At 43.2% G+C, this 25033-nt stretch carries 28 protein-coding genes; 3 read left to right on the top strand and 25 right to left on the bottom strand.

The annotated features are described in order from the left end of the window. Positions 1-109 precede the first annotated feature (109 nt). The 19 genes from BLV00_RS08860 to BLV00_RS08770 form a co-directional block, all read right to left on the bottom strand. The gene (locus tag BLV00_RS08860; RefSeq protein WP_093044569.1) at positions 110-1576 is read right to left on the bottom strand and encodes a spore germination protein; all 1467 of its coding nucleotides are present in this window, start codon (positions 1574-1576) and stop codon (positions 110-112) included. A 54-nt stretch (positions 1577-1630) separates the two neighbouring features. After that, positions 1631-1981 (bottom strand): stage V sporulation protein AE, encoded by a 351-nt coding sequence (gene spoVAE / locus BLV00_RS08855; protein WP_093044567.1) that lies wholly within the window; start codon positions 1979-1981, stop codon positions 1631-1633. Next, positions 1981-2994 (bottom strand): stage V sporulation protein AD, encoded by a 1014-nt coding sequence (gene spoVAD / locus BLV00_RS08850; protein WP_093044565.1) that lies wholly within the window; start codon positions 2992-2994, stop codon positions 1981-1983. The genes spoVAE and spoVAD overlap by 1 nt, the downstream gene beginning before the upstream one ends. 11 nt (positions 2995-3005) lie before the next feature. Continuing rightward, positions 3006-3461, bottom strand: a complete 456-nt coding sequence (gene spoVAC / locus BLV00_RS08845) for a stage V sporulation protein AC (RefSeq protein WP_093044563.1) — start codon at positions 3459-3461, stop codon at positions 3006-3008. A 17-nt stretch (positions 3462-3478) separates the two neighbouring features. After that, positions 3479-3895, bottom strand: a complete 417-nt coding sequence (locus tag BLV00_RS08840) for a stage V sporulation protein AB (RefSeq protein ID WP_093044561.1) — start codon at positions 3893-3895, stop codon at positions 3479-3481. After that, positions 3876-4499 (bottom strand): stage V sporulation protein AA, encoded by a 624-nt coding sequence (locus BLV00_RS08835; RefSeq protein WP_093044559.1) that lies wholly within the window; start codon positions 4497-4499, stop codon positions 3876-3878. Before BLV00_RS08835 ends, BLV00_RS08840 begins: the two co-directional genes overlap by 20 nt. 128 nt (positions 4500-4627) lie before the next feature. After that, positions 4628-5380 (bottom strand): RNA polymerase sporulation sigma factor SigF, encoded by a 753-nt coding sequence (sigF, locus tag BLV00_RS08830; RefSeq protein WP_093044557.1) that lies wholly within the window; start codon positions 5378-5380, stop codon positions 4628-4630. A gap of 9 nt (positions 5381-5389) precedes the next feature. Beyond that, a complete protein-coding gene (gene spoIIAB / locus BLV00_RS08825; RefSeq protein ID WP_093044555.1) occupies positions 5390-5830 on the bottom strand; it encodes an anti-sigma F factor in 441 nt (146 codons plus the stop codon). After that, a complete protein-coding gene (gene spoIIAA / locus BLV00_RS08820; RefSeq protein WP_093044553.1) occupies positions 5827-6180 on the bottom strand; it encodes an anti-sigma F factor antagonist in 354 nt (117 codons plus the stop codon). The genes spoIIAB and spoIIAA overlap by 4 nt, the downstream gene beginning before the upstream one ends. A gap of 118 nt (positions 6181-6298) precedes the next feature. Next, positions 6299-7462 (bottom strand): D-alanyl-D-alanine carboxypeptidase family protein, encoded by a 1164-nt coding sequence (locus tag BLV00_RS08815; RefSeq protein WP_093044551.1) that lies wholly within the window; start codon positions 7460-7462, stop codon positions 6299-6301. A gap of 350 nt (positions 7463-7812) precedes the next feature. Then, complete coding sequence (locus BLV00_RS08810) at positions 7813-9114, bottom strand: pyrimidine-nucleoside phosphorylase (protein WP_093044549.1); 1302 nt, start codon at positions 9112-9114, stop codon at positions 7813-7815. 19 nt (positions 9115-9133) lie between these two features. Continuing rightward, positions 9134-9958 (bottom strand): purine-nucleoside phosphorylase, encoded by an 825-nt coding sequence (locus BLV00_RS08805; RefSeq protein ID WP_093044783.1) that lies wholly within the window; start codon positions 9956-9958, stop codon positions 9134-9136. A 14-nt stretch (positions 9959-9972) separates the two neighbouring features. Further along, entirely contained in the window at positions 9973-11151 is a 1179-nt protein-coding gene (deoB, locus tag BLV00_RS08800; protein ID WP_093044547.1) for a phosphopentomutase, read from the bottom strand. A 98-nt stretch (positions 11152-11249) separates the two neighbouring features. Further along, on the bottom strand, positions 11250-12140 hold the full coding sequence (gene xerD, locus BLV00_RS08795; protein ID WP_093044545.1) for a site-specific tyrosine recombinase XerD: 891 nt from the start codon (positions 12138-12140) through the stop codon (positions 11250-11252). Between the two features lie 6 nt (positions 12141-12146). Next, entirely contained in the window at positions 12147-12365 is a 219-nt protein-coding gene (locus tag BLV00_RS08790) for a DUF4227 family protein (protein ID WP_093044543.1), read from the bottom strand. 268 nt (positions 12366-12633) lie between these two features. Then, positions 12634-13086: a ferric iron uptake transcriptional regulator gene (fur, locus tag BLV00_RS08785; RefSeq protein WP_028783110.1), complete on the bottom strand. Its 453-nt coding sequence runs from the start codon at positions 13084-13086 to the stop codon at positions 12634-12636. Positions 13087-13203: 117 nt separating this feature from the next. Beyond that, a complete protein-coding gene (gene spoIIM / locus BLV00_RS08780; protein ID WP_093044541.1) occupies positions 13204-13842 on the bottom strand; it encodes a stage II sporulation protein M in 639 nt (212 codons plus the stop codon). Between the two features lie 72 nt (positions 13843-13914). Continuing rightward, positions 13915-15090: an endonuclease Q family protein gene (locus BLV00_RS08775; protein ID WP_093044539.1), complete on the bottom strand. Its 1176-nt coding sequence runs from the start codon at positions 15088-15090 to the stop codon at positions 13915-13917. A 1-nt stretch (position 15091) separates the two neighbouring features. Further along, positions 15092-15634 carry an NUDIX hydrolase gene (locus tag BLV00_RS08770; protein ID WP_093044537.1) on the bottom strand — a complete coding sequence of 181 codons (543 nt, stop codon included), beginning with the start codon at positions 15632-15634 and terminating at the stop codon, positions 15092-15094. 98 nt (positions 15635-15732) lie between these two features. On the opposite strand from BLV00_RS08770, the gene BLV00_RS08765 reads away from it, so the two are divergent. Further along, the gene (locus BLV00_RS08765; RefSeq protein WP_093044535.1) at positions 15733-16653 is read left to right on the top strand and encodes an aldo/keto reductase; all 921 of its coding nucleotides are present in this window, start codon (positions 15733-15735) and stop codon (positions 16651-16653) included. 200 nt (positions 16654-16853) lie between these two features. On the opposite strand, the gene BLV00_RS08760 is transcribed toward BLV00_RS08765, so the two are convergent. From BLV00_RS08760 to BLV00_RS08735, 6 genes are all read right to left on the bottom strand, one after another. After that, on the bottom strand, positions 16854-17078 hold the full coding sequence (locus BLV00_RS08760; protein WP_093044533.1) for a DUF3886 domain-containing protein: 225 nt from the start codon (positions 17076-17078) through the stop codon (positions 16854-16856). Continuing rightward, the gene (locus BLV00_RS08755; RefSeq protein WP_176791423.1) at positions 17075-17407 is read right to left on the bottom strand and encodes an iron-sulfur cluster biosynthesis family protein; all 333 of its coding nucleotides are present in this window, start codon (positions 17405-17407) and stop codon (positions 17075-17077) included. The genes BLV00_RS08760 and BLV00_RS08755 overlap by 4 nt, the downstream gene beginning before the upstream one ends. A gap of 138 nt (positions 17408-17545) precedes the next feature. Continuing rightward, positions 17546-18820 carry a Y-family DNA polymerase gene (locus tag BLV00_RS08750; RefSeq protein WP_093044529.1) on the bottom strand — a complete coding sequence of 425 codons (1275 nt, stop codon included), beginning with the start codon at positions 18818-18820 and terminating at the stop codon, positions 17546-17548. A 132-nt stretch (positions 18821-18952) separates the two neighbouring features. Further along, positions 18953-19747 (bottom strand): SDR family NAD(P)-dependent oxidoreductase, encoded by a 795-nt coding sequence (locus tag BLV00_RS08745; protein WP_093044527.1) that lies wholly within the window; start codon positions 19745-19747, stop codon positions 18953-18955. Beyond that, positions 19747-20718: an MBL fold metallo-hydrolase gene (locus tag BLV00_RS08740; protein ID WP_176791421.1), complete on the bottom strand. Its 972-nt coding sequence runs from the start codon at positions 20716-20718 to the stop codon at positions 19747-19749. The genes BLV00_RS08745 and BLV00_RS08740 overlap by 1 nt, the downstream gene beginning before the upstream one ends. Before the next feature lie 794 nt (positions 20719-21512). Next, positions 21513-23132: a M20/M25/M40 family metallo-hydrolase gene (locus tag BLV00_RS08735; RefSeq protein ID WP_093044525.1), complete on the bottom strand. Its 1620-nt coding sequence runs from the start codon at positions 23130-23132 to the stop codon at positions 21513-21515. A gap of 90 nt (positions 23133-23222) precedes the next feature. Here BLV00_RS08735 and BLV00_RS08730 point away from each other — a divergent pair, with 90 nt between their 5' ends. After that, positions 23223-23945 (top strand): glycerophosphodiester phosphodiesterase, encoded by a 723-nt coding sequence (locus tag BLV00_RS08730; RefSeq protein ID WP_342722430.1) that lies wholly within the window; start codon positions 23223-23225, stop codon positions 23943-23945. 30 nt (positions 23946-23975) lie between these two features. Continuing rightward, positions 23976-24995, top strand: coding sequence for an NADPH dehydrogenase NamA (gene namA / locus BLV00_RS08725; RefSeq protein ID WP_093044521.1), 1020 nt, complete (start codon positions 23976-23978; stop codon positions 24993-24995). Positions 24996-25033: the final 38 nt, after the last annotated feature.

Here is a 25033-nt window from a genome sequence, read left to right as displayed (position 1 = left end):
ATCCAGGACTGAACCAATCAAAAAAGAATGCCTGTGTAATAATGATAAGACATTCTTTTCTAAATTATATTAAATTTATCATATGGTTTTAAAACCGGCAAATAACAATTTAAGGCTGACGTTTATTATTTTGTGGATGTACGATGCTCGGGCGTACTTTTGTCAAAGGCACAGACAATCGGAAAAGGATCTGCATTAATGCCTGTGCATTGAATGGAATTAGCGGCCAGAGATAAGGAGTATTCAATGATTTGGTATTTGCAAGAATAAGGGTATATAATGTAAAACCGATGACAAAACCTTTCACACCGAAAAAGGCAGTCAATAGTACCAGCACCATCCGGCTCATTTTATTAGCTACACTCAACTCATAACTAGGAGTGGAAAATGTCCCAATCGCTGCTACAGATACATAGAGAATGACTTCCGGTATAAACATTCCAACATCGATGGCTATCTGCCCAATTAATACAGCTGCAATCAAACCCATTGCTGTTGATAATGGTGTAGGAGTATGAATGGCGGCTACCCTTAAAAATTCAATTCCGATATCCGCTAACAAAATTTGAATGACCACTGGTATACTGCTCTCTTCATTGGGACCGACGAAAGCCAGAGCTTGAGGAAGCAGAGATGGCTCCATCACCATCAATAACCAGAATGGCAATAAAAATATCGATGCAAAGATCCCTATAAACCTTATCCATCTGATAAAAGTCCCGACAACCGGCGATTGGCGATATTCCTCCGCATGCTGTACATGGTGGAAATAAGTGGTGGGGGTTATGATCATACTAGGTGTAGTATCTACCATGATTAAAACATGACCCTCGAATAAGTGACTGGAAGCAACATCTGGCCGTTCGGTATATCGTACCATTGGAAAAGGGTTTCGCCCTTGTTTCACGATATATTCTTCCACCGTTTTATCTGCCATGGATAGTCCGTCAATTTCAATATTTTTCACTTCTTCTTTAACCACTTTTACTAACCCTGGGTCAGCTACATCTTTTAGGTAGGATATACATATATCCGTTTTGGACCTGGTGCCTGATTTGATTATTTCATGGCGTAAGCGCCCATCCCTGATTCTTCTCCGTGTCAATGCAGTATTTTCTATAATATTCTCTGTATATCCATCCCTTGAGCCCCGAACGACCTTCTCCGTATCTGGCTCTTCCGGTGATCGTCCCGGGTAAGATCTTACATCTATTATAAAAGCTTTTTTTTCCCCTTCGACAAAGATCACAGCTAACCCAGAAAGCAGCTGTGTGATACACTCGTCCATGGATTCTACAATTTCTACCTGCTGGTGTACAAGGTGTTCATAAATTCCTTCGAACACTTTTTTCGTCCTTGGCTGCTCTGCCTCCCACTCCATCAGTTCCTTCATCAATTCTATCACATAGGCAGTGTCGACAAGCCCTGTAACATAATACATATCGATTTTCTTCCCCATGATTGGAAACTGACGGAATCCGACATCAAATGATTCCTCGATACCCACTTGCTCATCCATGTATTTTTCCACATCATGAAGACGTGGCATCACGTTCGTTTCCTTTTGCTTTGCCATTACGCTCGCTCTCCTTTCTCTATCCCTCAAGCACTAGTTACTCTATTTACTTTTTCACCCCTTTGGTTTGAAAAAGACAGCGACTAAAAAGCCGAACAAAATTGCCGAAGCGATGCCAGCTGATGTCAGCTGGAATATCCCTGTAGCAATCCCAATAAAACCATGCTCTTTCGTCTGCTCCATCGCCCCGTGCAATAACGAATGCCCAAAGCTTGTAATCGGCACTGTCGCTCCAGCACCCGCAAATTCAATTAAATTATCGTATAAATCAAAAGCATCCAGCACAGCTCCCGCCACGACAAATGAAGACATAACGTGGGCTGGCGTAAGTTTTGCTATATCCAGCAACAACTGACCGATAATACATATCCCTCCACCGACAAGAAAAGCCCAGAGATAATCCATCACATACCCTCCTCTCGGACCAGGACTACTCCGTGAGCAATGGCCGGGATGGATTCTTTCTGCTGGACCATGGTAGGGCTCATCAACGCTCCGGTAGCTACTACCAATATCTTTTTATAACGGCCAGCTACCAGCTCATCCAGTAACTTTCCATAAGTGACAACAGCGGAACATGCACACCCACTTCCACCACTAAAAACAGGCTGATCACTATGATAGATCATGAGGCCGCAGTCATTATGCACTTCTTCGACATCAAACCCATCTTCCTTCAACATATCCCGGACGATCGGAGTGCCTACAGCGGATAAATCGCCGGTAGCAATCAAGTCATAATCTTGCGGAGAGCGTCCCATGTCCTGAAAATGCGTTTTGATTGTGTCATACGCAGCCGGTGCCATTGCAGACCCCATGTCAAAAGGGTCTTTCGTGCCATAGTCCATCACACGACCGATGGTGGCTGACTCGATACGGATGTTTGATTTTCTTTTTGAAAGGAGAGCTGCACCACTGCCAGTAACGGTGAAGGTTGCAGTTTTCGGCTTTTGACCCCCGTATTCCGTTGGATAACGGAACTGTCTTTCTGCCGTAGCATTGTGAGAACTTACAGCTGCAATTACCTGTTCTGCAAAACCTCCATCAATTAACGATGCTCCCGTGGCTAGTGTTTCCATCGAAGTCGAGCAGGCACCGAACATACATAAGAACGGAATGCCAAGCTCTTTCGCTACATAATTAGCAGTCACATTTTGATTAAGCAAATCACCAGCAAGGAACAAATCCATCTCTGAATGATCTTTTCCTGCCTTTTGCAGACAAGCATGGATCGCATCCTTCATCAATTGACGCTCAGCCAACTCCCAATTATCCTGGTTGCAATGCAGTTCATCATAAGTTTGATCAAAAAAGGAAGATAACGGACCGTCAGCTTCCATCGGGCCAACGGCTGTTCCAGATGCATTAATATAAATGGCATTGTTGTATAACCAAGATTGTTGTCCCATTTTAGCCATGATTGCTCCTCCTAGAAGAAATGTTGCCAAGCATATCTGATTATTCCGAGTACATAGGCGGCCACTACTCCAAAGACGATGACCGAACCCGCAAGCTTGAATAAGTTGGTGGCGACCCCTAAAACCAATCCTTCACTCTTGTGCTCAAGTGCAGCAGAAGTAATAGAATTTGCGAAACCTGTTACAGGTACTGCCGATCCTGCTCCCGCAAATTGTCCCAGTTTGTCATATACGCCAAAACCAGTCAGCAAAGCGGAAGCCAGTATTAATGTCGTAACAGTCGGATTGACAGCTTCCTTTTTTGAAAAGTCGAATACATTCACATAAAAATCAGTCAAAGCTTCGCCAATGACACAAATTAACCCGCCGATTACGAACGCTTTCAAGCAGTTTAAAAAATAATTAGGCTTAGGCTGGTAATTTTTAATTGTCTTATTATATTGATTTTGGACAAACTTATCGCTCATCGTCTTACCTCCAGCATTTATCTAACAAAGATGATCCAATGAAATAATGATCCGGTAATTTTCCCAAGCACGATAGCCATCATCAACAACAGCAGCTGCCCCTCCATTCCAATGCGTTTCGTCAGTAATGGGAAGACGTTCAAAACTTCGGTCAGCGCTGCTGCAAGCATGCCGATAAAGACACCATGCAACAGACCCCACACAGCTATAATCAGATCAGGGAGCAGGATTGCCTCATCACCAAACGAGAGATAGATACCTGCGAACGTCCCTAGAATAACAGCCGTTTCATATAGTCGGATTCTATCTGTGGAACGACTCAATTGCATCAACCTGGGAATAATACCTAATACGGTCAAAAAAGCGACAAACCCCGTCCCGACAGCCAGTCCTGCCGCCAAACCAATGAAGACTTCAAGTAGAATGTGGATCATCTTTGTTTTCCACCTTGTTTTCATTAATCGTTACATAATCATCCATGCTTTGTTGGTACTTAAACACTTCTACATCCAATGGACTTGGTTCTTCATTGATTTTTTTATTAAAAATATGGTTAAAAAATAGGATCATACCAAGACCAAGACCGATTGAATAAGGAATCTGAATCCAAAAAGGATGTTTCACTTCTTCTCCGGTCAACATGAAATGGAGCTTTTGTTGTACGACTTCCATGCTTACATCATAGTGAAAATTCATGATCGCCATAGCCGCACCGACGAATAACAATAACCATATACCGGCAACCATCCAAATAGCCGGTTTTCTTCTCTTCGTTGTGATAGTAATGATGGTTTGGGCTGGCCCTATTAATTGGACTTCAATTTCGGGAAATAGTTCTGCCATTTTTTCTATCACTAAAACACCATCGATAACAATGATGTTTTTGTCTTTGTTTGTAATATAATGCAGTGGGATGGTTTCTAATTTCTGCTTAAGGGGCAGAGAACAAGCAAGATAGGCAATGTCTTTCAACAAAACAGGCCGATAGCTTGTCATATCCACTTTTTTTCTCAGTCGAACATATACAATGTTTGACATAGACACCACCCTTTTTCTTCCACGCCTTTGCTTATTAGTATGGATGTTAAGCAAAAAAACATGCACCTGCTCTCCAGCTGAAGGCACATAAAAAGACGCATCAGGTACAATGCGTCCAAAGGTGGAGATTAATCAGGTTCCATTTGCTCTTTAATCTCCTTCAGTATTTTCTTTTCCAGCCTGGAAACTTGAACTTGGGAAATCCCCAATCGTTCAGCTACTTCCGTTTGGGTCTTATCTTTAAAATACCTTAAATAAATGATCAACCGTTCCCTTTTATCTAGCTTCCGGATGACATCCTGAAGCATCATCTTATCAAACCACTTGGTATCATCTTCAGCCATTTGATCCAGTAATGTAATAGGATCTCCGTCATTTTCATAAACAGTTTCATGAATGGACTGTGGAGCACGCCCGGCTTCTTCTGCCAGTACAACTTCTTCTGAAGACATTTCCAGGGCTTTCGCCATTTCATCAATGGTAGGGGATCTACCCAATTCTTTCGTCAATTCTTCTTTTTTACGGCGAATTTTATTGTTCATTTCTTTTAACGACCGGCTAACCTTTACACTGCCATCATCTCGGATAAAACGTTGAATTTCCCCAATAATCATAGGCACAGCGTAGGTAGAGAATTTTACCTCATAGTTTAAGTCGAATTTATCGACCGACTTCAATAGCCCAATGCAGCCAATCTGGAAGAGATCTTCCTGATCATAACCACGATGGATGTATCGTTGGACAACGGACCAAACCAACCGTACGTTCCTTTCCACTAACATGTCCCTTGCTTCCTGATCGCCTTCTTGACTCTTAGCAATCAGGGCCCTGACATCTTCGTCCTTCAACCGCTTCTGTTTTTGACTCACATCGACATTCATCGCGGGCCCCTAATTACAGTACGCTTTATTTGTAGTCATATGTTTGATCAGCCGGACAGTCGTGCCTTCCTCAGGGCTGGAAATGACATCGACTTTGTCCATGAAGTTTTCCATAATCGTAAAACCCATTCCAGACCGCTCCAGTTCAGGTTTTGAAGTGAATAGGGGCTCTCTGGCTTCATCAATGTCTGCTATACCTTCACCGTAGTCCTGAATCATCAGTTCCATTTCTCCATCATTAATCGTACAAGAAATATAAATCTTTCCGTCTGGACGTTCATGATATCCATGTATGATGGCATTGGTGACTGCTTCGGACACGACCGTCTTGATTTCTGTCAATTCTTCCATCGTCGGGTCGAGCTGACTTACAAAGGCAGCTACAGTCACACGGGCAAACGATTCATTTTGACTGACACTTAAAAACTCTAGATTCATACTATTTTTCATGAAGCCACCCCCAACATCTCTAAAGCGAATTCTTCATTATCTACAAGCTTCATGATTTTGAACATCCCTGATAAATCGAAAAGTCGTTTGACTTCTGGAGAAATCGAACAAATCACCATTTCTCCTCCTAAAGCGTTGATTTCTTTGTATCTTCCTAAAATCACACCAAGGCCTGAACTGTCCATAAAAGACAGTCCTTCTAAATTCAAAATCACATGACGTACCTGATGCTGATTAAGAATCGACTTCCATTCTTTCTTCAAATTTTCTGCTTCATGGTGATCCAGTTCACCGACTAATCTTACAAGAAGGACATCTTCTTTGCGGGCAAAATCGACACTAAGACTCACTATGTTTACCTCCTCTTTCTTTGCGTTAGTGAGTCTTTCTGTTTTGCATCCTCTTTTTCCTGCAAGGTGACAAAACTAGTGAGGATACGCTAAATCTTTTAACAAAATGACAGGATTATCACCGGTGTGCCATGTTGCCTAAGGTCCGTTTGAATAGTTGCCATACGTTGCCCTGTTTCACACTCTTTTCAGCTACTAATGGAACTTCCGTAAGCACCTTGGCTCCCTGCTTAACCTTTACTGTCCCTAATTGACTGCCTTCCTCGATTGGCAGCTGAATATTCTTGTCATACTCCATGGACGTTGCTAAATTATCCAGCTTTTGTCCTTTACGTTTCAGCAAGGTAACAGGAGTCTTCGTTACTACATTTAACTCTGGTTGATCGGCTCTCGCTAATTGCAAGGTGCTCATTTTGTGACCTTTATCATATAATTGTTCTGTTTCAAACTGACTGTAAGCAAAGTCAAGCATCTTAGCAACATTTGCATTTCGTTCTTTTGGGGTTTTCGCACCCATTACAACCGCGATCATACGCATCCCATTCTTTTCAGCTGTAGCTGTCAAACAGTATTTCGCTTCATTGGTATAACCAGTTTTCAAACCATCGACGCCTTTATAGTGCTTGACCAATTTGTTAGTATTCACAAGCCAGAATTCATTTTTTTGTCCTTTTCGCAAATAGTCTTCATAAACACTGGTATAATTTGTTATATTTTCATACTGTAATAACTTTTTAGCCATAACTGCCATATCGTGAGCCGTGCTATAATGGTCTTCTTCAGGAAGACCCGTCGTATTTTTAAAGTTAGTGTTCTTTAGACCAAGCTTTTTCGCTTTTTCATTCATTTTTTTGACGAATGCTTCTTCGCTTCCGGCAATTCTTTCCGCTAATGCCACGCTTGCATCATTACCCGAAGCAACAGCTACTCCTTTCAGCAGGTCTTCTACCTTCATTTCTTCCCCAGCCTCAAGAAATATTTGAGATCCTCCCATAGAAGCAGCACGCTCACTTACCCTGACGGTCTCATCCAACTTGATGATGTTATTATCTAAAGCTTCCATGATCAGTAGTAAGGTCATGATTTTTGTCATACTGGCGGGGGGTAATTGTTCATGGGCGTTCTTATCAAATAAAATTGTTCCACTGCTATTCTCCATTAAAACTGCTGATTTTGCCCCTTCAGCCAGTTCTATTTGATTGGACTCTTGCCCATAGGTTACAGGGAGACTTATTGTACTTACAAGCATGAAAACAGTGAAATAAATGGCTATTTTTTTCATTCACTTTCCCTCCATTCATAGTTATAGTTATATTTTCCAACTATCTACCGTTTTATTACGAAACACTAAGAAAATTATCAAATAGACGATATATTTATTATGTAAACTTAATGGAGTTGCTAGTGACCATCAACAAAGGGTTGGTTGAATTTGTTTGAATACAGTTACTTTTATGCTGACTACCAGACAAACTTCTTCGCTTTCTGTAGGGTATCTGTATCTATCCACTGTTTCTTTCGCAGGAGTGACGTAAATTCCCATACTTTCTCTATTTTGGGAGGATAAAGGTTGCAACTCCATAATAAAAACGTCCATAATCTTCTAAAAGATATGGACGTTCAACGTGTTGGTTAATTTATTACTTTATGAATTAAAGTAGGTACTGTCACTTTTTCTCTTGTGATCGTATATGCTTCTTTCACTTTCACAATCGAGTCTTCAGGGTTTTCTTCATCACTGTTCAAAATCACCAGCGGTTCCCCGGCTTTTACTTCATCCCCGATTTTTTTCTTTAACGTAATACCGACCGCATGATTTATTTCATCATCTTTTGTTGCACGTCCAGCCCCAAGATACATAGCAGCTACACCGATAGACTCAGCATCAATGGCTGATACATATCCATCCTGATCGGCTGTTACTTCTACTTTATATTTGGACTGTGGTAATTTATCCAAGTCATTGATCATGTCAATATTCCCGCCCTGAGCAGCAATAAAGTTACGGAATGCTTCGAACGCTTTTCCATTCTCCAAATTCTTTTCAAGCTCTGTGTATGCTTCCTCATAACTTGAAAACACCTCAGCAAGTACAGTCATATGAGAAGCGATTTCTAAGGAAAGTTTACGAAGGTCTTCCACGTTTTTGCCTTGCAGAATTTCCGCTGCTTCTTTTATTTCGTTAGCATTACCCACTTCAAAACCGAGCGGCTGGTTCATATCACTGATGACAGCGACTGTGTTTCTGCCAAGATTTTTACCGATATTGACCATCTCTCTGGCAAGAGCTTCTGACTCTTCAAGGGTCTTCATGAATGCTCCAGTACCTGTTTTGACATCCAGTACAATACTATCAGCACCAGAGGCGAGCTTCTTACTCATGATAGAACCGGCAATCAATGGAATAGAATCCACTGTAGCTGTTACGTCGCGTAAAGCATATAGTTTTTTATCAGCTGGTGCCAAGTTACCTGTCTGTCCGGCAACAGCAAGTTTATGTGTATTGACGTTATTGATGAACTCTTCTTTCGTCATTTCGATATGAAAGTCTTCAATCGCCTCGAGTTTATCCAGTGTGCCTCCTGTATGCCCAAGACCACGGCCTGACATTTTGGCAACTGGAACACCTGTAGAAGCCACCAATGGACCGACGATAAAGGTGACTTTATCGCCTACCCCACCGGTTGAGTGCTTATCGACAATATGTCCTTCAATGCCTGACAAGTCGATTGTCTCTCCAGAATCTACCATTGCCTGCGTCAAGGTTGCTGTCTCATTTTCAGTCATACCTTTGAAATAGATAGCCATGGTCAAAGCAGAGGCTTGATAATCTGGAATCTCACCTTTTGTATAACCCTCAACAAAAAACTTGATTTCTTCCTCATTAAGCTCCATACCATTACGTTTTTTCTGAATAACATCAACCATTCTCATTACGATCATCCTTCCCCTTTTATGATGCAGGCATAGACTTTAGAATTTCTTTCACAAATCCAAGAAAATCTTCACGTACTTGTGCTGTCGTTTCAATTACTTCGTCATGCGTTAATGGCTGATCTAAAATCCCTGCAGCCATATTGGAAATGCAAGAGATACCAAGGACTTTAATACCGGAATGGCTTGCAACGATAACTTCAGGAACGGTAGACATACCTACCGCATCGCCGCCAAGAATACGGAGCATCTTTACCTCGGCTGAGGTTTCATAAGCTGGCCCGGTATTCCCGACGTACACCCCATTACGGACTTTCAAACCAAGATTATCTGCACATTTTTGTGCGGTTTGAATCAAGTCTTTATTATATGCCTGGGACATATCAGGGAACCTTGGCCCCATTTCTTCATCATTCTTACCGATTAAAGGGCTGTCTCCCATGTTGTTGATGTGATCGGTTATTACCATTAAATCTCCTGGATCAAAATCTTCATTTACCCCACCTGCTGCATTCGTAACAAACATCGTTTCGATTCCAAGCTGCTTCATCACTCTGACCGGGAACGTCACCTGCTGCATGCTGTAGCCTTCATAATAATGGAAGCGCCCTTGCATAGCGATGACTTGATGTCCTTCCAGTTCACCAATCACCAATTGACCTTTATGACCGGATACAGTCGATTCCGGGAAATGAGGGATATCCCCATAAGGGATGATAACCGGTTCCTTAATTTCATCTGCTAACACTCCAAGCCCTGATCCTAAGATCAACCCGACTGTTGGTTTCTGAGATAGTTTATTTGAAATAAATGAAGCTGATTCTTTGATTTGTTCGATATTCATGCTTTCACCCTCCATCACTTGATCTCTTTCAAAAAGCTTTGTCCATATTCTGGCATCTTGATTTTGAAGTTGTCCGAGACAGTTGCTCCGATATCCGCAAATGTTTGACGTTGGTCCAACTGCTTCCCTTGATCGATTCCTTTATGGTAAGCAAGCAGCGGCACTAATTCACGCGTATGATCTGTACCGTGATGAATGGGATCGTTCCCGTGGTCAGCCGTAATTAAGAGCAGGTCGTCCTCTTTCAGTTTCTCTAATACCTGCGGCAGTCGGGCATCGAAGGCTTCCAGAGCCTCACCATACCCCTGAGGGTCACGACGGTGGCCAAACTTCGCATCAAAATCCACCAGGTTCAAGAAGTTGAGTCCCCGGAAATCCTTATCCATAGAAGCTACCAGCTGATCCATGCCGTCCATGTTGTCCGTGGTACGGATTGCTTCTGTAACACCCTCTCCATCATAAATATCGGAAATCTTACCTAAAGCAATGACATCCAGACCTTCATCTTTCATTTCATTCATCACTGTACGTCCAAACGGCTTAAGAGCATAGTCATGACGGTTCGGTGTGCGCTCGAAGGCCCCCGGGTTTCCGACGAACGGACGGGCGATGACGCGGCCGACCATATACTTTTCATCAAGCGTAAGTTCCCTGGCGATTTCACATATTTCATATAACTCTTCTAGCGGTACAACCTCTTCATGAGCAGCAATTTGCAAAACGGAATCAGCTGAGGTATAAACGATCAATGCCCCTGTTTCCATATGCTCTTCGCCTAATTCTTTGAGGATTTCTGTCCCGGAAGCAGGCTTATTGCCGATGATTTTACGACCGGTGCGTTGTACTAATTCATGCAGTAGCTCATCTGGAAAGCCATCCGGAAACGTGCGGAACGGTTTATCAATATACAAGCCCATGATTTCCCAGTGACCGGTCATGGTATCTTTGCCATTCGAGGCTTCCACCATGGTAGTATAATGTGCTTTTGGAGCCTTTGATTCCTCAATCCCCATAATGTTACGAATATTGCTTAAACCGAGCTCGCCCATATTCGGCATCTTCAGACCACCCATACGGTCAGCGATGTGGCCAAGGGTGTCTGCGCCTTTATCATTGAATTTAGCCGCATCAGGCGCCTCACCGATACCGACAGAATCCATTACTATTAAGAATACTCGCTTGAAATCATTCATTTCAGTTCCCTCCTGTAAATTACATTCCTTATCCTTACCAACATTACACAAATAATAGAGAGGTAGGATGTCAGACAACTATTTTTGTAAAAAAGAGTTTATGCCCGTGGATGGTACGAGCGATAAACATCTTTTAAACGTGTTTTGCTTACATGTGTATAAATCTGCGTAGTTGAAATATCGGCATGCCCGAGCATCTCCTGCACCGCTCGTAGATCTGCACCATTTTCTAATAAGTGAGTAGCGAACGAATGGCGCAGCGTGTGAGGGGTAATCGCTTTTTGGATGCCTACATCACGAGCAACCGCTTTCAATATCTTCCAAAAACCCTGTCTGGATAATGGATTTCCATGATGATTGACGAATAACTCTTCCGTCTGTTTTTTCTTGACTATGCCCGGTCTCGATTTACTTAAGTAATCTTCTACCGCTTCTTTAGCCATATCCCCAAGCGGAATGATCCGCTCCTTTGACCCCTTGCCGAAACATCTTACAAATCCCATTGTAAGATGAAGATCAGTAACCTTCAAAGACATCAGCTCAGAAACACGTAAGCCGGTGGCATACAGCATCTCAAGCATCGCACGGTTACGTAAAGTGAGGGGATCTCCTCCTGGCAGGTTCAATAGCTTGTCCACTTCTTCCGTGGAAAGCACCTTCGGCAGTTTCCGTTCTTTCTTAGGAGTCTCGATGTGGAGACTCGGGTCATGGTCACTCACCTTTTCCCTGACTAGAAATTGATGAAAAAGCCGGACGGAGGACAAGAGTCGCGCTACTGTTGCGGAAGAACGACCTTCATCATTCAAATGGTACATATATTTCATGATGTGCGTTCTCATCACATCATCCCAAGCTTTGATAGACAAATGGTTATCCAAAAAATCAGCATATTGTCTTAAATCACGCTGGTAGGATTTGATTGTATTTTCCGATAATCCCCGTTCCACAGTCAAATAGTGGAAAAAATCTTCCAGTGCATGCTTCAGCATACGTCTCTACTCTCCCAATTGAAAAAAAATCGATAATCGCTCTGGCCAACTGATATCTTCCTGATTGAACACCTTTACAGCCGCGCCCCTCGGCTCATCATAACGATGCATACGCTCATATTCCAGGTGGACCATTCGTAATGCCATATAAAAAAAGGAAGTACAGAGGACAAATACAATAAGAACCTTCAACGTATCCTTGAAGAACGACCATACGTGTTTCATCACCACGCCCCCTTGTCAATCTCATTAACAAGGTATGCCATCCCTCTAGGAAAATATACATAAAACAAAGATTCTAATCTACTTTAAAACTACAATAAATATAATAGAATGTAAAGAAGACCAGGCTGAAAGCAAAAGCCAGCTACTTTTTCCACTTCCATACTACCATACTATGTATATCAAAACAGGCGATAAAAGCAACAAAAAAGTGAACACGTTCTTCCGCATTCACTATTTTCATGCTATAAAATTATCAGGTTCCATCCAATCAGGATTTAACCGTTTCTTTTTGACAGACGCGGCAAATACCATGAAAGGTCAGGCGATGATCTTTCACTTGGAAACCCCATTGGTTTTCAACTAATTTTTCTACATCGCCAAGGAGATCTTCTTCTATTTCTTCCACTGCACCGCATTCAATACAAACGAGGTGGTGATGAAAATGTTCGGCACCTTCTTTTCTTAAGTCATAACGGGATACCCCGTCGCCAAAATTTATTTTATCGACAATTTTCAACTCAGATAATAATTCCAAGGTCCGGTACACCGTAGCAAGGCCGATTTCTGGCGCCTTCTCTTTGACGAGGAGGTAAACATCTTCTGCGCTTAAGTGATCCTCTTCATTCTCCAGCAATACTCGTACCGTCGCTTCCCGCTGCGGGGTCAACTTGTAACTTTGTGAATGTAACTGTTTTTTTATTCTTTCGATACGATGCTCCATGTAGCGTCCCCCTCCCTCGCAATTCCATTTTAATTATAAGCAGAGAAGGAACAGGTGTCAAATTACAATCATTACAATCTACTTCCAATAATCATTCTAATCTGATATTGACAATCATTATTTATAAAGCCATTTCACTACCCACTCTAACGTTTGATTGGAAAGAAAAGCTTCAATAAAGGCAGCAATCACCAGACATGCGATTAAAATGGCAAACAGAATTCCGTATTGAAGAAAAATAGTCATAATCGGCTGGTGGACCCGTTTGGAAAACAATTGCCTGAATAAAGTAATCGAAAAAATCATCGCTAATGCACCTGCTATCAAATAAATCGGGATGATCAACAGATTTTGCGGGGCAATTGAAACAGAAGAAATGAACAATCCATACCAGCCCATCTGGTTAACTAAAAAACCGACGGAAAAACCCACGACCAGACCTTTAATGAATAATAAGACCGTAATGACCGGCATACCGATCACAGAAATACCCAGTATAAAAATCAATAACATATATTTCAAGTGGTAAGCTAAACTATCCCAAAACAGCGTGGGCTTTGAAACAACATCGGTGTTGATCATCTGCTGAAAAAATTGATTCAAATAGAAATAAAGGTCCTGCTTTTGAATGAAATTCATACTATTTACGATAACTGCACCAAATATGATTCCGATTAAGAATAGCACGGATATGAAAATATAAATATTCATATAACTGGTAAAATGATTTCTCAAAACCCGTTGCTGTGCGTACATGCTTTCCTCCACCCCTTCTCAAGCTATCTATTACAACTCTATGAAGTGAAGAAAGAAAGTAGACCAACGATTCTATGAATTGCTCCGGACTTTTCCGTATTTCCCGCCCCCTCCGGCCTCGATTGTTACTTCTCCTTTTCTTAACGAAAGAATGCGAGCAGTCAGCTTTTCAGGTATGACTTCGTTCAACTCAGCCTCTCCTGCATGATGGATGACGTTCATTTCTGTCCCAAACCTTCCTAATAGAATCTCATAGGTTTTGGGCCCCAGGGAAGGTAAATATTCAAGAGGCACCTGATAGATATAGGGCGGACGCTTTGGGTATGAGTCAATGGAAGAAGCAAGTTCCCTGATTCTTTCCGCTACGCCTTTGACCACTTTCTTTGAATTACATGCAGGACAAGGAAGTTCATAAACTGCCAGCTTGGCTCCACAGCCGTTACAAACAGTTTCGTGATATTTCCCTAACATGGGGTTCATGCCATAGTTTGCTTCGATGCTCCTGCCTTCCTGCCCCCGGAATGCTAATCCTAACTCATGGAAAGAGGGGTTCTGCAGCTTTACCTTTTGATATTCCCTGCCGATCTTAGCCAACGAGTGCGCGTCAGAATTAGAGACAAATGTATATCTAGATAGTTCTTCTATCTGCTCTGCCATGGACGTATCCGAGCTTAAACCCAATTCGAATGCATTTATTTTTTTCGGATCAAGAACCTCAACTAATGAACGTTTAACTCCTTTGCCATATAAACTCTTAAATGGAGTGAAAACATGAGCAGGGATGAACCAGCCGCCCATACTGTGGACATAGGTTTGCAGTTCCCGGGCACTTCCATAATAACGTTGAGAGCTCAGATTGACATTTTTCATCCGTTCAGACAGCCAGGCGGTAAATTCCTTCATTAATGAAAAATAAGGGAAGTAACATAACACATGAATCGGTCCCTGGCAAAAATCATCATAGATTTCCACTTCCGCTCCTAATATTAGGGTGGTATTTTCAAATCGGACTCCGCCTTCTTCCAATTCCTCCGCATATCCCCTATCAATAAAATCCTCCAGTTCATCCTGGACAGCAGGAGCATGACTGTCAATCACACCAACCATGTCCATGCCTTTCCGCCTGCTTGCTTCTTTTAAAATATTAGTCAGTGTAAGCGATTTGCCACCACTGATTTTAACTGGTCGCCCGTTCCAATCCCGACCTATATGGATATGCAGATCGACATAATAGGAATGTAAAGCCATGTCATACTCTCCTGTTTTTCAAATAAAGCAATGCGTAGGCTGTCTTAGCATCGTGGATTCTTTGTTCAGCCATTAACCGTTCTGCTTCTTCCAAAGGGAGTTCATAAACTTCTACAAATTCATCTTCATCCCCTGCCACAGCGTCATCCAGGCGTTGTAATTGATCGGTAAAATACACATAGACCAGCTCATCAGCAAAACCAGGTGATGTATAGAAAGAAGTGACCATTTCCATATGCTCTGTCGTATATCCCGTTTCTTCTTCCAGTTCCCGTTTTGCTGTCACTTCAGGCGCTTCCCCTTCTTCCAGCTTCCCTGCTGGTATTTCCAGGATGCTTTTCTCCAAAGCTTTCCGGTATTGCTCAACAAAAACAATGTTATTTTCATCCGTCAATGCTATAATCGCTACAGCACCGGGATGCTTGATCAACTCTCGTTTAGATGTATTGCCATCGGGTAAAGTAACACTGTCTACTTGTAGTTTTATCACTTTACCATTAAATATCTTCTCCGTAGCAATCGTTTTTTCTTCAAATTTTTTCATGACCAAAACCCCTCTCTGCTACACTACCGCCATTCTAACACATTGCCATTCGACAAGGGGATGGTGGAGGTAATTTTGATAAAGAAAGGATGTTCCCAATGAACAAACGTCAACTCGGAAACTCCGACCTGCATGTATCGGAAATTAGCCTTGGGTGTATGAACCTTGGTAAAGAAGAGACAAAGGCGAAGGATATCATCGACCGCGCGCTTGATGCAGGCATCAATTATTTGGACACTGCTGATTTATATGATTTTGGAGAAAATGAAAAAATCGTCGGAAAGGCTATCCAGCACCGGCGACAGGATGTCATTCTCGGCACCAAAGTCGGCAACCATTTTGATAAAGAAAAAAAGGACTGGCATTGGGACCCTTCAAAGGAACATATCAAGAAGGGGATAAAAGACAGTCTTCAGCGGCTTCAGACCGATTATATCGACCTCTATCAGCTTCATGGTGGTACGATTGATGATAATATGGAAGAAACCATCGAGGCGTTTGAAGATTTGAAACAGGAGGGCCTAATTAGAGAATATGGTATTTCGTCGATTCGTCCGAATGTTATCCGTGAATATGTAGAACGCTCCAGCATTGTAAGTGTCATGATGCAATATAACGCTTTCGACCGCCGTCCGGAAGAGGAGATGCTTGACCTCCTCCACACCAATAACATCAGCGTACTGGCCCGGGGGCCGCTGGCAAAAGGCATGCTAAGCAATAAAGGCGCAAAAGTCGTGGAATCAAAGGCGAGAGACGGTTTCCTGGAATACAGTTATGAAGAAATGCTGGCACTGACAGAAAAACTTGAGGATTATGCGAATGAAGAACGTACCCTAAACGCCCTAGCCCTTCAATATGTGCTGCATCATCCAGCTGTAGCAACTGCCGTGTTCGGCGCCAGCTCTGTGGAACAACTGGAAGAAAACCTGGAGTTCCTGGAATCCGCTCCGTTGACGGAACAGATTTTCGGCGAAATCCAGGCCTTGACCAATCCAATCACTTACCAGAAACACCGGTAATAAAACAAGGAATAAAGTAAAGGCTGCCGGAGGGTTTCCCTCTATCGGCAGCCTTCTTAATTTCGTTAATGAAAAGGATATGTTTTCAAAAAAACTTATCGCAAAGGGGCGAAGGGAAACGGTGAAACTCGAGAGGAGAATCAGCACACGCCCACGGAAAGCGAACCGTTTCCCCGAGTCCCTTTAAACCATATGATTTATTATTTGAATTTCTTCCAGTCCATTTCACTTTCTTCCAACAGTTCTTCGAAACTTTTGTTGGCTTCTCTTTTCTTCCGTTCTTCTATTTTACGTTTCCGTTCTTTTTCCTGCTCTTTTTTTTCTTTTTGTTTCAGCTTCGTTTTTTTCGACTGCAATTGGCTGACGATGTCCCCGTTCAAGCGTTCACTCAACACACCTTTTTCAGTTGACCGCTTCTTGCTCATGCGCTGTCTCCTTTCATCACTTCCGCCCCAGAGATGACCGGGTTAAGTATTTCATTAGGGCTGCTCAGACGAAGCGCCCCATTGACTACCGCAAGCCGCAACTGCCTGGCGAAGAAAACAGCCTGCTGCTTATGGACGATCACATCAAATTCGTCATTTTTCACCTCTTGGTCCCACTCGGTCCGTACTTCCGTCCAACGGAGTGTCGGTACTCCATTGACTCCACAGCCACAGCCTTCTGTATCATAAAACAATCGTAAATAACGCTTATTCTCCGGGTTCAACGATTGCAACTTCGTTTTTGCTTCACTAGTCATCGTAAATTCCATAGCCATTCCTCCTGTCAGTTTCATCATAATGAAATTTTGATTCGCAGGCAAAAAAGAAGGTCAAATTCACAACGTGGATTTTAGCAGCCACTTTTCCCGTGGGATTCTCATGGATTCCGAACTGTCCATAGCTGGCATTCACTCTGCGAAATGTCCGCCGACAAGCTCGCTGCGATGAAGAGCCGTACCTGCTTCGGTATACGAAACCGCCCGAAGCAGCGAATCGCTGCCATACTTGTCCCGTATGGCATCCATCACATACCCCAGATCCCGCTTCCGATCCCGTCCGGTGTCGAACAAATCCAATTGAATGCTCGCATCCTCCGAGATATTCGATAAAGAAATAGAAATACTCCGCACTGTCTTTTCCTCATAAAATTCCTTGAATAACTGGAGGCAGGTATGATAAATATCCATCGTAATGTTGGTCGGCTGATCCAGACTGCGTGAACGATGGAAGCCTCCGCCTCCCTCGGTTTTACTATAGCCTATTCCGAGGCTGATGGTCCTCCCTGCTTTATCATTGCTCCGCGCCCGCTTGGCTACTTCTTCACACATTTCCAACATGACATGTTTCACGTGAGCGGGATCGTGATAATCGCGAAGAAGAATTTGACTCTTCCCATAGCTGATCTGCCCCTGGATGATCGGCGCCCCAAGCTCGGATAGGTCAACCCCATGTGCATGGTAGAACAGTTGATTGCCCATTACGCCGAACACTTTTTCCAACCGTTCCAGTGGATAATGAGCGAGCTGACCGACCGTGGTGATTCCCATCCGGTTCAATCGTCGTTCCAGCCGTGGACCGATTCCCCACATTTCACTAAGTGGAGAAACCGGCCAAAGCTTTTTCGGTACGTCGTCATACGTCCATTCGGCGATGCCCTTTTTCTTCGCTTCCAAATCAAGACAGAGCTTTGCCATCAGCATATTCGGGCCGATTCCAATTGCCGCCTTGAGATGGAAGGTATCTTCCAATTCTGTCAGGATCATCTCTGCTATTTCTTCCGCGTCACCGAACATCCGCTCACTACCAACCACTTCCAGAAAGCTTTCATCGACACTGTAGGTGTGAATCGCTTCTTTCGGCACGTATTTATGAAATAGACGCGTCACCTCAGTAGATATCTCTAAGTAAGTACTCATCTGCGCAGAAACAATAACAATATCCGGCTCATTGGGGATTTCGAACAACCGGCTCCCTGTACGAATTCCATAATCTTTTTTCATGGCGGGAGAGGCCGCTAAAACCACACTGCCCCTACGATTTGTATCAGCTACTACCGCCAAGTGACAGGTCATTGGGTCCAGCCCCCGTAAAATAGCTGCACAGCTGGCGTAAAAACTTTTCATGTCGATACAAAGCACTCGACGTTCCGGAAATAATTTGTAATCGATTGCTGGATTACTCATTTCCGTCACACCCCTTATTTTGTCTTACTTTATATTATGCGAATATACGTTCGTGTATGCAAGAGGGAATTAATGTAAAGACATTGAAGAGGTTTTATCGCATACAAAAAACCTGGCGATCAAGGCGCCAGGTTATTTTTTATTGAATTGTTTATGCAGCATCTTTTCCGTCAGACCAGGGAATTGGTAGTGCAATTTACTTCCTGCTTCCATCCAGGCAGGAAGGTTAATTTCCCGCTTGTCCTTGAATAATTGATTCACAATCCGCCTTGCTACCTGATTGGCATCCAGCATCCATGGCTCAACGGCGCGCTGGTAATCGCCAGATGGATCCGCCTGGGCAAAAAAGTTGGTGCGTACTGGACCAAGATTGACACCGGTCACACGGATGCCATGGTGTGCCATCTCCATACGCAAAGCATTCGTAAAGCCAAGCACGGCATGTTTTGTTGCAGCATATACGGCCGATTTAGGTGTTGCCATCTTTCCAGACTGGGAAGCGATGTTTACGATATGACCATTACCATGCGCTATCATATGCGGCACTACTTGATAAGTTGCTCGGAGCAAAGCAGTAATATTTACCTGGATCATCCGGTTGATGTCCTCCCATTTCGAATGAGCGAAATAATCGAAGACACCCAGCCCTGCATTGTTGACCAATGCATCGATACGATCATGCTCAGCGATAATACGATCACTGACAGCCTTCCATTCCTCTTCTTTGCTCAGGTCAGCCTGGTACCAGTGACAAGAAACATGGAATTTTTCCTCCAGGATGCTGGCAATCACCTTCAACTTATCGGCAGATCGAGCTATTAATATAGGTGTCCCTCCATTCATAGCAATATGAATAGCTATGAATTGGCCAATTCCTCCAGAAGCTCCGGTGACCAGCACTTTTTTATTTTTCACTAACGGATTCATCACGAGTCCTCCATGTTTTTATAGAAAGTCACACCATTATCGATTCTTGTCCCTACAGCATGAATGTCGGTTAGATAATCAAGCTGGCCGATTGTTTCAGACATGGTGAGACCGAACTGCTTCTCGAATTGCTTAGGGAACAAACGGGCACAAATTTCGAAAGTTGTCATTTCGTCTTTCCCGATAATCTCCTGGACTTTAGCCGCTCGCTTTTCCTGGCTTTCCAAACGGCGGTCAATCAAGTCATGTACATGGCTGAATATTTTCCCATGGCCAGGGTAGACATGATTAATATCGTAATGGAGCAATTTCTTCAAGGAGTTACGATATTGCAGCATTGGCATAGGTCTTTCTTTACTATTGTTATGTGGCGGCTCCAGCAAAGGATTGGGAGAAATATGCTCAAGCAAGTGATCGCCCCCCAGTAAAGCTCCATCTTGTTCTCGATAAAAGGACAAGTGGCTTTGGGCATGACCTGGTGTTGCAATTACACGCCACTCCTCATGGCCCGGAAGCAAATCTCCTTCAAGAATGGTGCTGGTAAGATTTCCTTTTGCTACATCGCCAAGAGGATTACGCAACTCCTTTAAAAAGCTAAGATAACGCTCAGGCACACCAGCCTGTTGGTATAAAGAATGAAAAAAGCTTTGATAATTTTGCAAAAAGCCTGGTTCTCGTTTGAGCCAGCTGTCTACCTGAGGATGGGCAGTCACTTCATTAAGACGTGGAAAATATTCAATAAAACCGATATGGTCAGGATGATGATGTGTCAAAATAACCTGCTCGATATCCTCGGGTCCATACCCTAGCTGTTTCAATTGGAAAACAAAAGCCTCCCAGGCCTCGTCAGTTTTAACTCCAGCATCAATGATAGATAGCTGGTCACCATTTATGATATAAACATGTACATCTCCTACCGCGTAGGGAGTAGGTACCGTTATTTGTTGAATTTTCTGCTTCACAATATTCATTCGTATTCCTCTCTCTTACTGAATAGTCATTCATTTGATTATACCATTGTAGCATGATTTTTCCATTCTCTCATCTTTTTACATCTATTAAAGCTCTCGATAGTTGAATAAGAAACCATCGCCATTAATAGAGTTTTTAAGATAAGACTCTGTTAAATCTCATGGTGCATTTTACAGTTAAGCTCCCTTTAATTGAAGACTCAGTTTCGAGATAAACTATTTCCGTTACGGTTTAGTATTTCTGGAGATCCGGGAAATCACCCGCTTTCCATGGGAGTACGGTGAGCTTCCTCGGTCTAAAGCCCTGCGGGATCTCACCATGTACTTTTTTCCCATAGGAGTCTCGCAATTTCCCGGACCTCTTTGCGTTAACTGAGCAAAACGGAAACACCGGCATGGAGCGTTTCAAAGAGCATTCATAAAAAGGGATTACTGCCACAATCCTTGATATACACAGGATGCAGCATAGGTAAAAACATTTTCATTCATTGTAAGGGTCTGTTTATCTCGAAAAGAATAGGGTGGCGGGGAAACGGTGAGACTCCCGTGGGAGAAGGGGCTAGGCGAGATCCCACAGGGCGTAGCCCGAGGAAGCTTGCCAGCTCCCCCACAGGAAAGCGAATCGTTTCCCAGCCGCCTTTACTCCTGACTCTGCAACAGACCCAAAGTATCTCGAAATCAAGTCTTCGACTTTTCGGCCCTTTAGTTGAATAAGCCTCTTGTAAAAATCAGCAATAAAGTTTACAGAGCCTAAGATAAAAGCTGACCCGAATCTTTACGGATCAGCCAGGCGTTCAATTATTGAACAGTTTATTCAATGTATAGTGCAACAGATCAGGTAAATACTCGAACGAATAATCCAGTTCCAGACGTTCGGTCCATTGGTGAGGGTCTTTCCCTAAAGGGCCAACATTAATGATAGGCATATTGAGCGTTTGCATCACATTTTCCGGAAGCTCGAAACCACGCCCTTGAATCGGCATCAAATCCAAAAGATCGTCCAGAGGGGACTCAGCAGAAACTGGTCCAATAAAACTTAGATCGGACAGGCCAGCAAAGTACTCGACATTTTTAAGGTCGACACCATAAGACTTCTTCGCATAGTTTTGACAGGCTTCTACAGTTGATTCAATGAGTGGGTCTTTTTTTGAAGACACCGATGGATAAAATGGAGGACTGTAAAACAGCACAATCATAGGCCCGATGTCTTTACACAAGGAGGCAAGGTCCTGTACCAGCAAAGTCGAAAAGTCCCTGTCTCCCTGATCCCTTTGTGAAGTCAACAAGTTCTGTCGCCTTTCCACCTCGCCTTTTCCGTAACGCTTTTCCGCCTCCTGGTACAATTGTTCATAAGAAAGCACGGTCACGTCCATATCAAGAAACGTCCGTTCATTTTCTGCAATATAATGTTCGGCTTTACTATTGTAATGCTGGAGGATTTTTTGTTTTGCCCTGCCAGCTGCAGCTAATAGCTTCTCATTGATTTCTGCTATCGTCTGTTCCATGTATAGGACGTTGTACATAGCTACTGCTGCCTGGGGTGTCTGTACGGAGTATTCCTCTTTTAAATCCCGCTGCATCAGACTGATAGGCGGCGGAGTCGTCTCTTCTCCAACCGTTTCAATAAAATCCTCACTCAATTCCAGTTCCTGTGCTAGATAGCTGATCATCAAATTGGCATTCAAGCCAGCAAACGGTTCTCCGACATGCGTTTCTTTTCCATAACAAAGGAACCCGGGCAGCACTTTACCAATTGACCCGGTATAGAGATAGTAAGCCGGGTCTCCTGGGTATTTACGAAACATCGGCTCTCCGTTCATCGTCGCTTTATAATTCAGCTCATGCCTATTCTTTAGTTCATCTAAAGCAGGCAGAGCGGTCAGCATACCGAGTGAATTGACTTCTTCATCAGGCACTGCCAGCAACAAAAGATTCCCATCGAATGTCCCATTCATTGCTTGTTCTAATATGGATAAATGAACCGTGAGACCTGCCTTCATATCCATGGTACCCCGCCCAAACAGCCATTTGCCGGACTGCAGATCCTCAGCAGCTTCCGCTGGTAATTCTTCCAGATGATTCATCAATTCATTCGTTAGTTCTTTGGGATGAAATGCTAAGTTCTGAAACGATCCATAATCATCTATCCCTACCACATCTATATGAGATAACAGCACAATGGTATCTTTCGCTTCCCCATTCTTAACTAAAGCCGTCAATAGCTGGCGGCCATCTTTCAAGGGGTGTACTTGCAGGTGATCCGGATTCTGTTTGAAATAAGCTTTCGTACCCAGTAGGTGCTGTAAGTATTCAATAATGGCTATTTCATCGTTACTTCCAGTAATACTTTGATAATTGACTAGTGAACATAAAAGATCAGTCAACTGTCCTTTCGTTTTCCACTGTACTTCCATCGACGACCCACTCCTTGTAAATTGACTTTTCTTATTAAATGTCACACAATCAAAAAGAGTAAATATCGAGAGGTGACACAATTGGGAACAATGATTTTCGCCCACCGAGGTGCAAGCAAGCTCGCACCTGAAAACACTATGCCAGCATTCGAGTTGGCCTATCATGCCGGTGCGGATGGCATTGAAACGGATGTCCAACTCACCAAAGATAGCATCCCTATCCTGATCCATGATGAGAACGTCCGCCGGACCACCAATGGAACCGGATTTGTCCAGGACTATACATACGAAGAAATAAAAAAGCTGGATGCCGGAACTTGGTTTTCTACTAAATTTTCAGATACTTCCATTGTAGCATTAGAAGAATTTTTAGACTGGGTTCATGATAAATCCATTATCCTGAATATTGAACTGAAAAACAATGTTATTGACTATAAGCAGCTCGAGCAAATTGTTTATGATCATCTCCAGAAATACCAGGTGCTTGAGAAAACAGTTATTTCCTCTTTCAACGCTGCCAGCATGGAACGAATGAAGAAAATCGATCCGAACGTCTCTACCGCCTTTTTAAGCTCAAAGAAGGTACCAGACCTGCCAAATCACTTAAAAAAAATTGGAGTTACAGGCTTTCACACCAAATACAGATTGTTAAATAGCAATCTGGCAAAAGCTTGTCGTCAGCATAATCTGGCACTCCGGATATATACGGTCAACCGGCCAATGCAGATGAAAAAGTGCTTTAAACTAAAATGTGATGGGATATTCACTGATGTTCCCCATCTGGCTAAGGAATATCGCAAATTATATAAATAACCTATTTACTGTCACGGAGGAGAATTTAGGATGAAACCGAAATTATTTACCACTTATACCATTAAAAACCTCAGCCTGAAAAACAGGGTTGTCATGTCCCCGATGTGCATGTATTCATCCACCACCCAGGATGGAACGGCAAATGCTTTTCACTTTGCACATTATGAAAGTCGTGCTGCAGGCCAAGTAGGTCTGGTCATGACTGAAGCCACTGCTGTCGTCCCTGAAGGACGGATTTCCCATGAAGACCTTGGAATTTGGAGCGACGATCATATCGAAGGTTTAAAGATTATCAATGAAGGCATACACCGTCATGGTGCAGCTTCTGCCATACAGCTTGCCCATGCAGGCAGAAAAGCGAACCTGAAAAATGATATTTATGCCCCAAGTGCACTCCGATTCAACGAACAATTACAAACTCCTCTTGAAATGAGCACGGATGATATTCACCATGTGGTCATGGCATTCAAGGAAGCTGCCAGAAGAGCAAAAGAAGCTGAGTTTGATACTATTGAACTCCATGGAGCCCATGGATACTTAATCAACCAATTCCTATCCCCTCTCACCAACCATCGGAACGACAATTATGGTGGGAATAAAGAGAACCGCTACCGCTTCTTAAGAGAAGTGATAACAGCTGTCCAGGAAGTATGGGAGGGGCCATTATTGGTAAGAATTTCAGCTGATGAATACCAGGAAGGCGGAAATACAATGCAAGATTTTCTCTATTATGCTGGAGAGATGAAAGAGCAGGGAGTCGATTTGATTGATGTAAGTTCCGGTGGTGTCGTGCCTGCCTCCATCAACCCTTTTCCAGGCTATCAACTAACTTATGCAGAAACAATCAAGCGCGAGACAGGCATCGCAACCGGAGCTGTAGGCTTGATCACGCATGGTCTCCAGGCAGAAGAACTTTTGCAAAATGAACGTGCTGATTTGGTTTTCATCGGTCGTGCACTCCTACGCAACCCGTACTGGTCAAAACAGGCAGCTGATGAGTTGGGCTTCTCTCTTGAAGGTCCGCGGCAATATGCCCGAGCATGGAAGTAACTCTATCAGGTAAAGATCCGTCCCTTCAGGCACGGGTC

The organism is Thalassobacillus cyri (assembly GCF_900107755.1).
Taxonomy (GTDB): domain Bacteria; phylum Bacillota; class Bacilli; order Bacillales; family Halobacillaceae; genus Thalassobacillus; species Thalassobacillus cyri.
The sequence above is the reverse complement of the archived record's forward strand: the minus strand, read 5'-3'. Positions and strand labels throughout refer to the sequence as shown.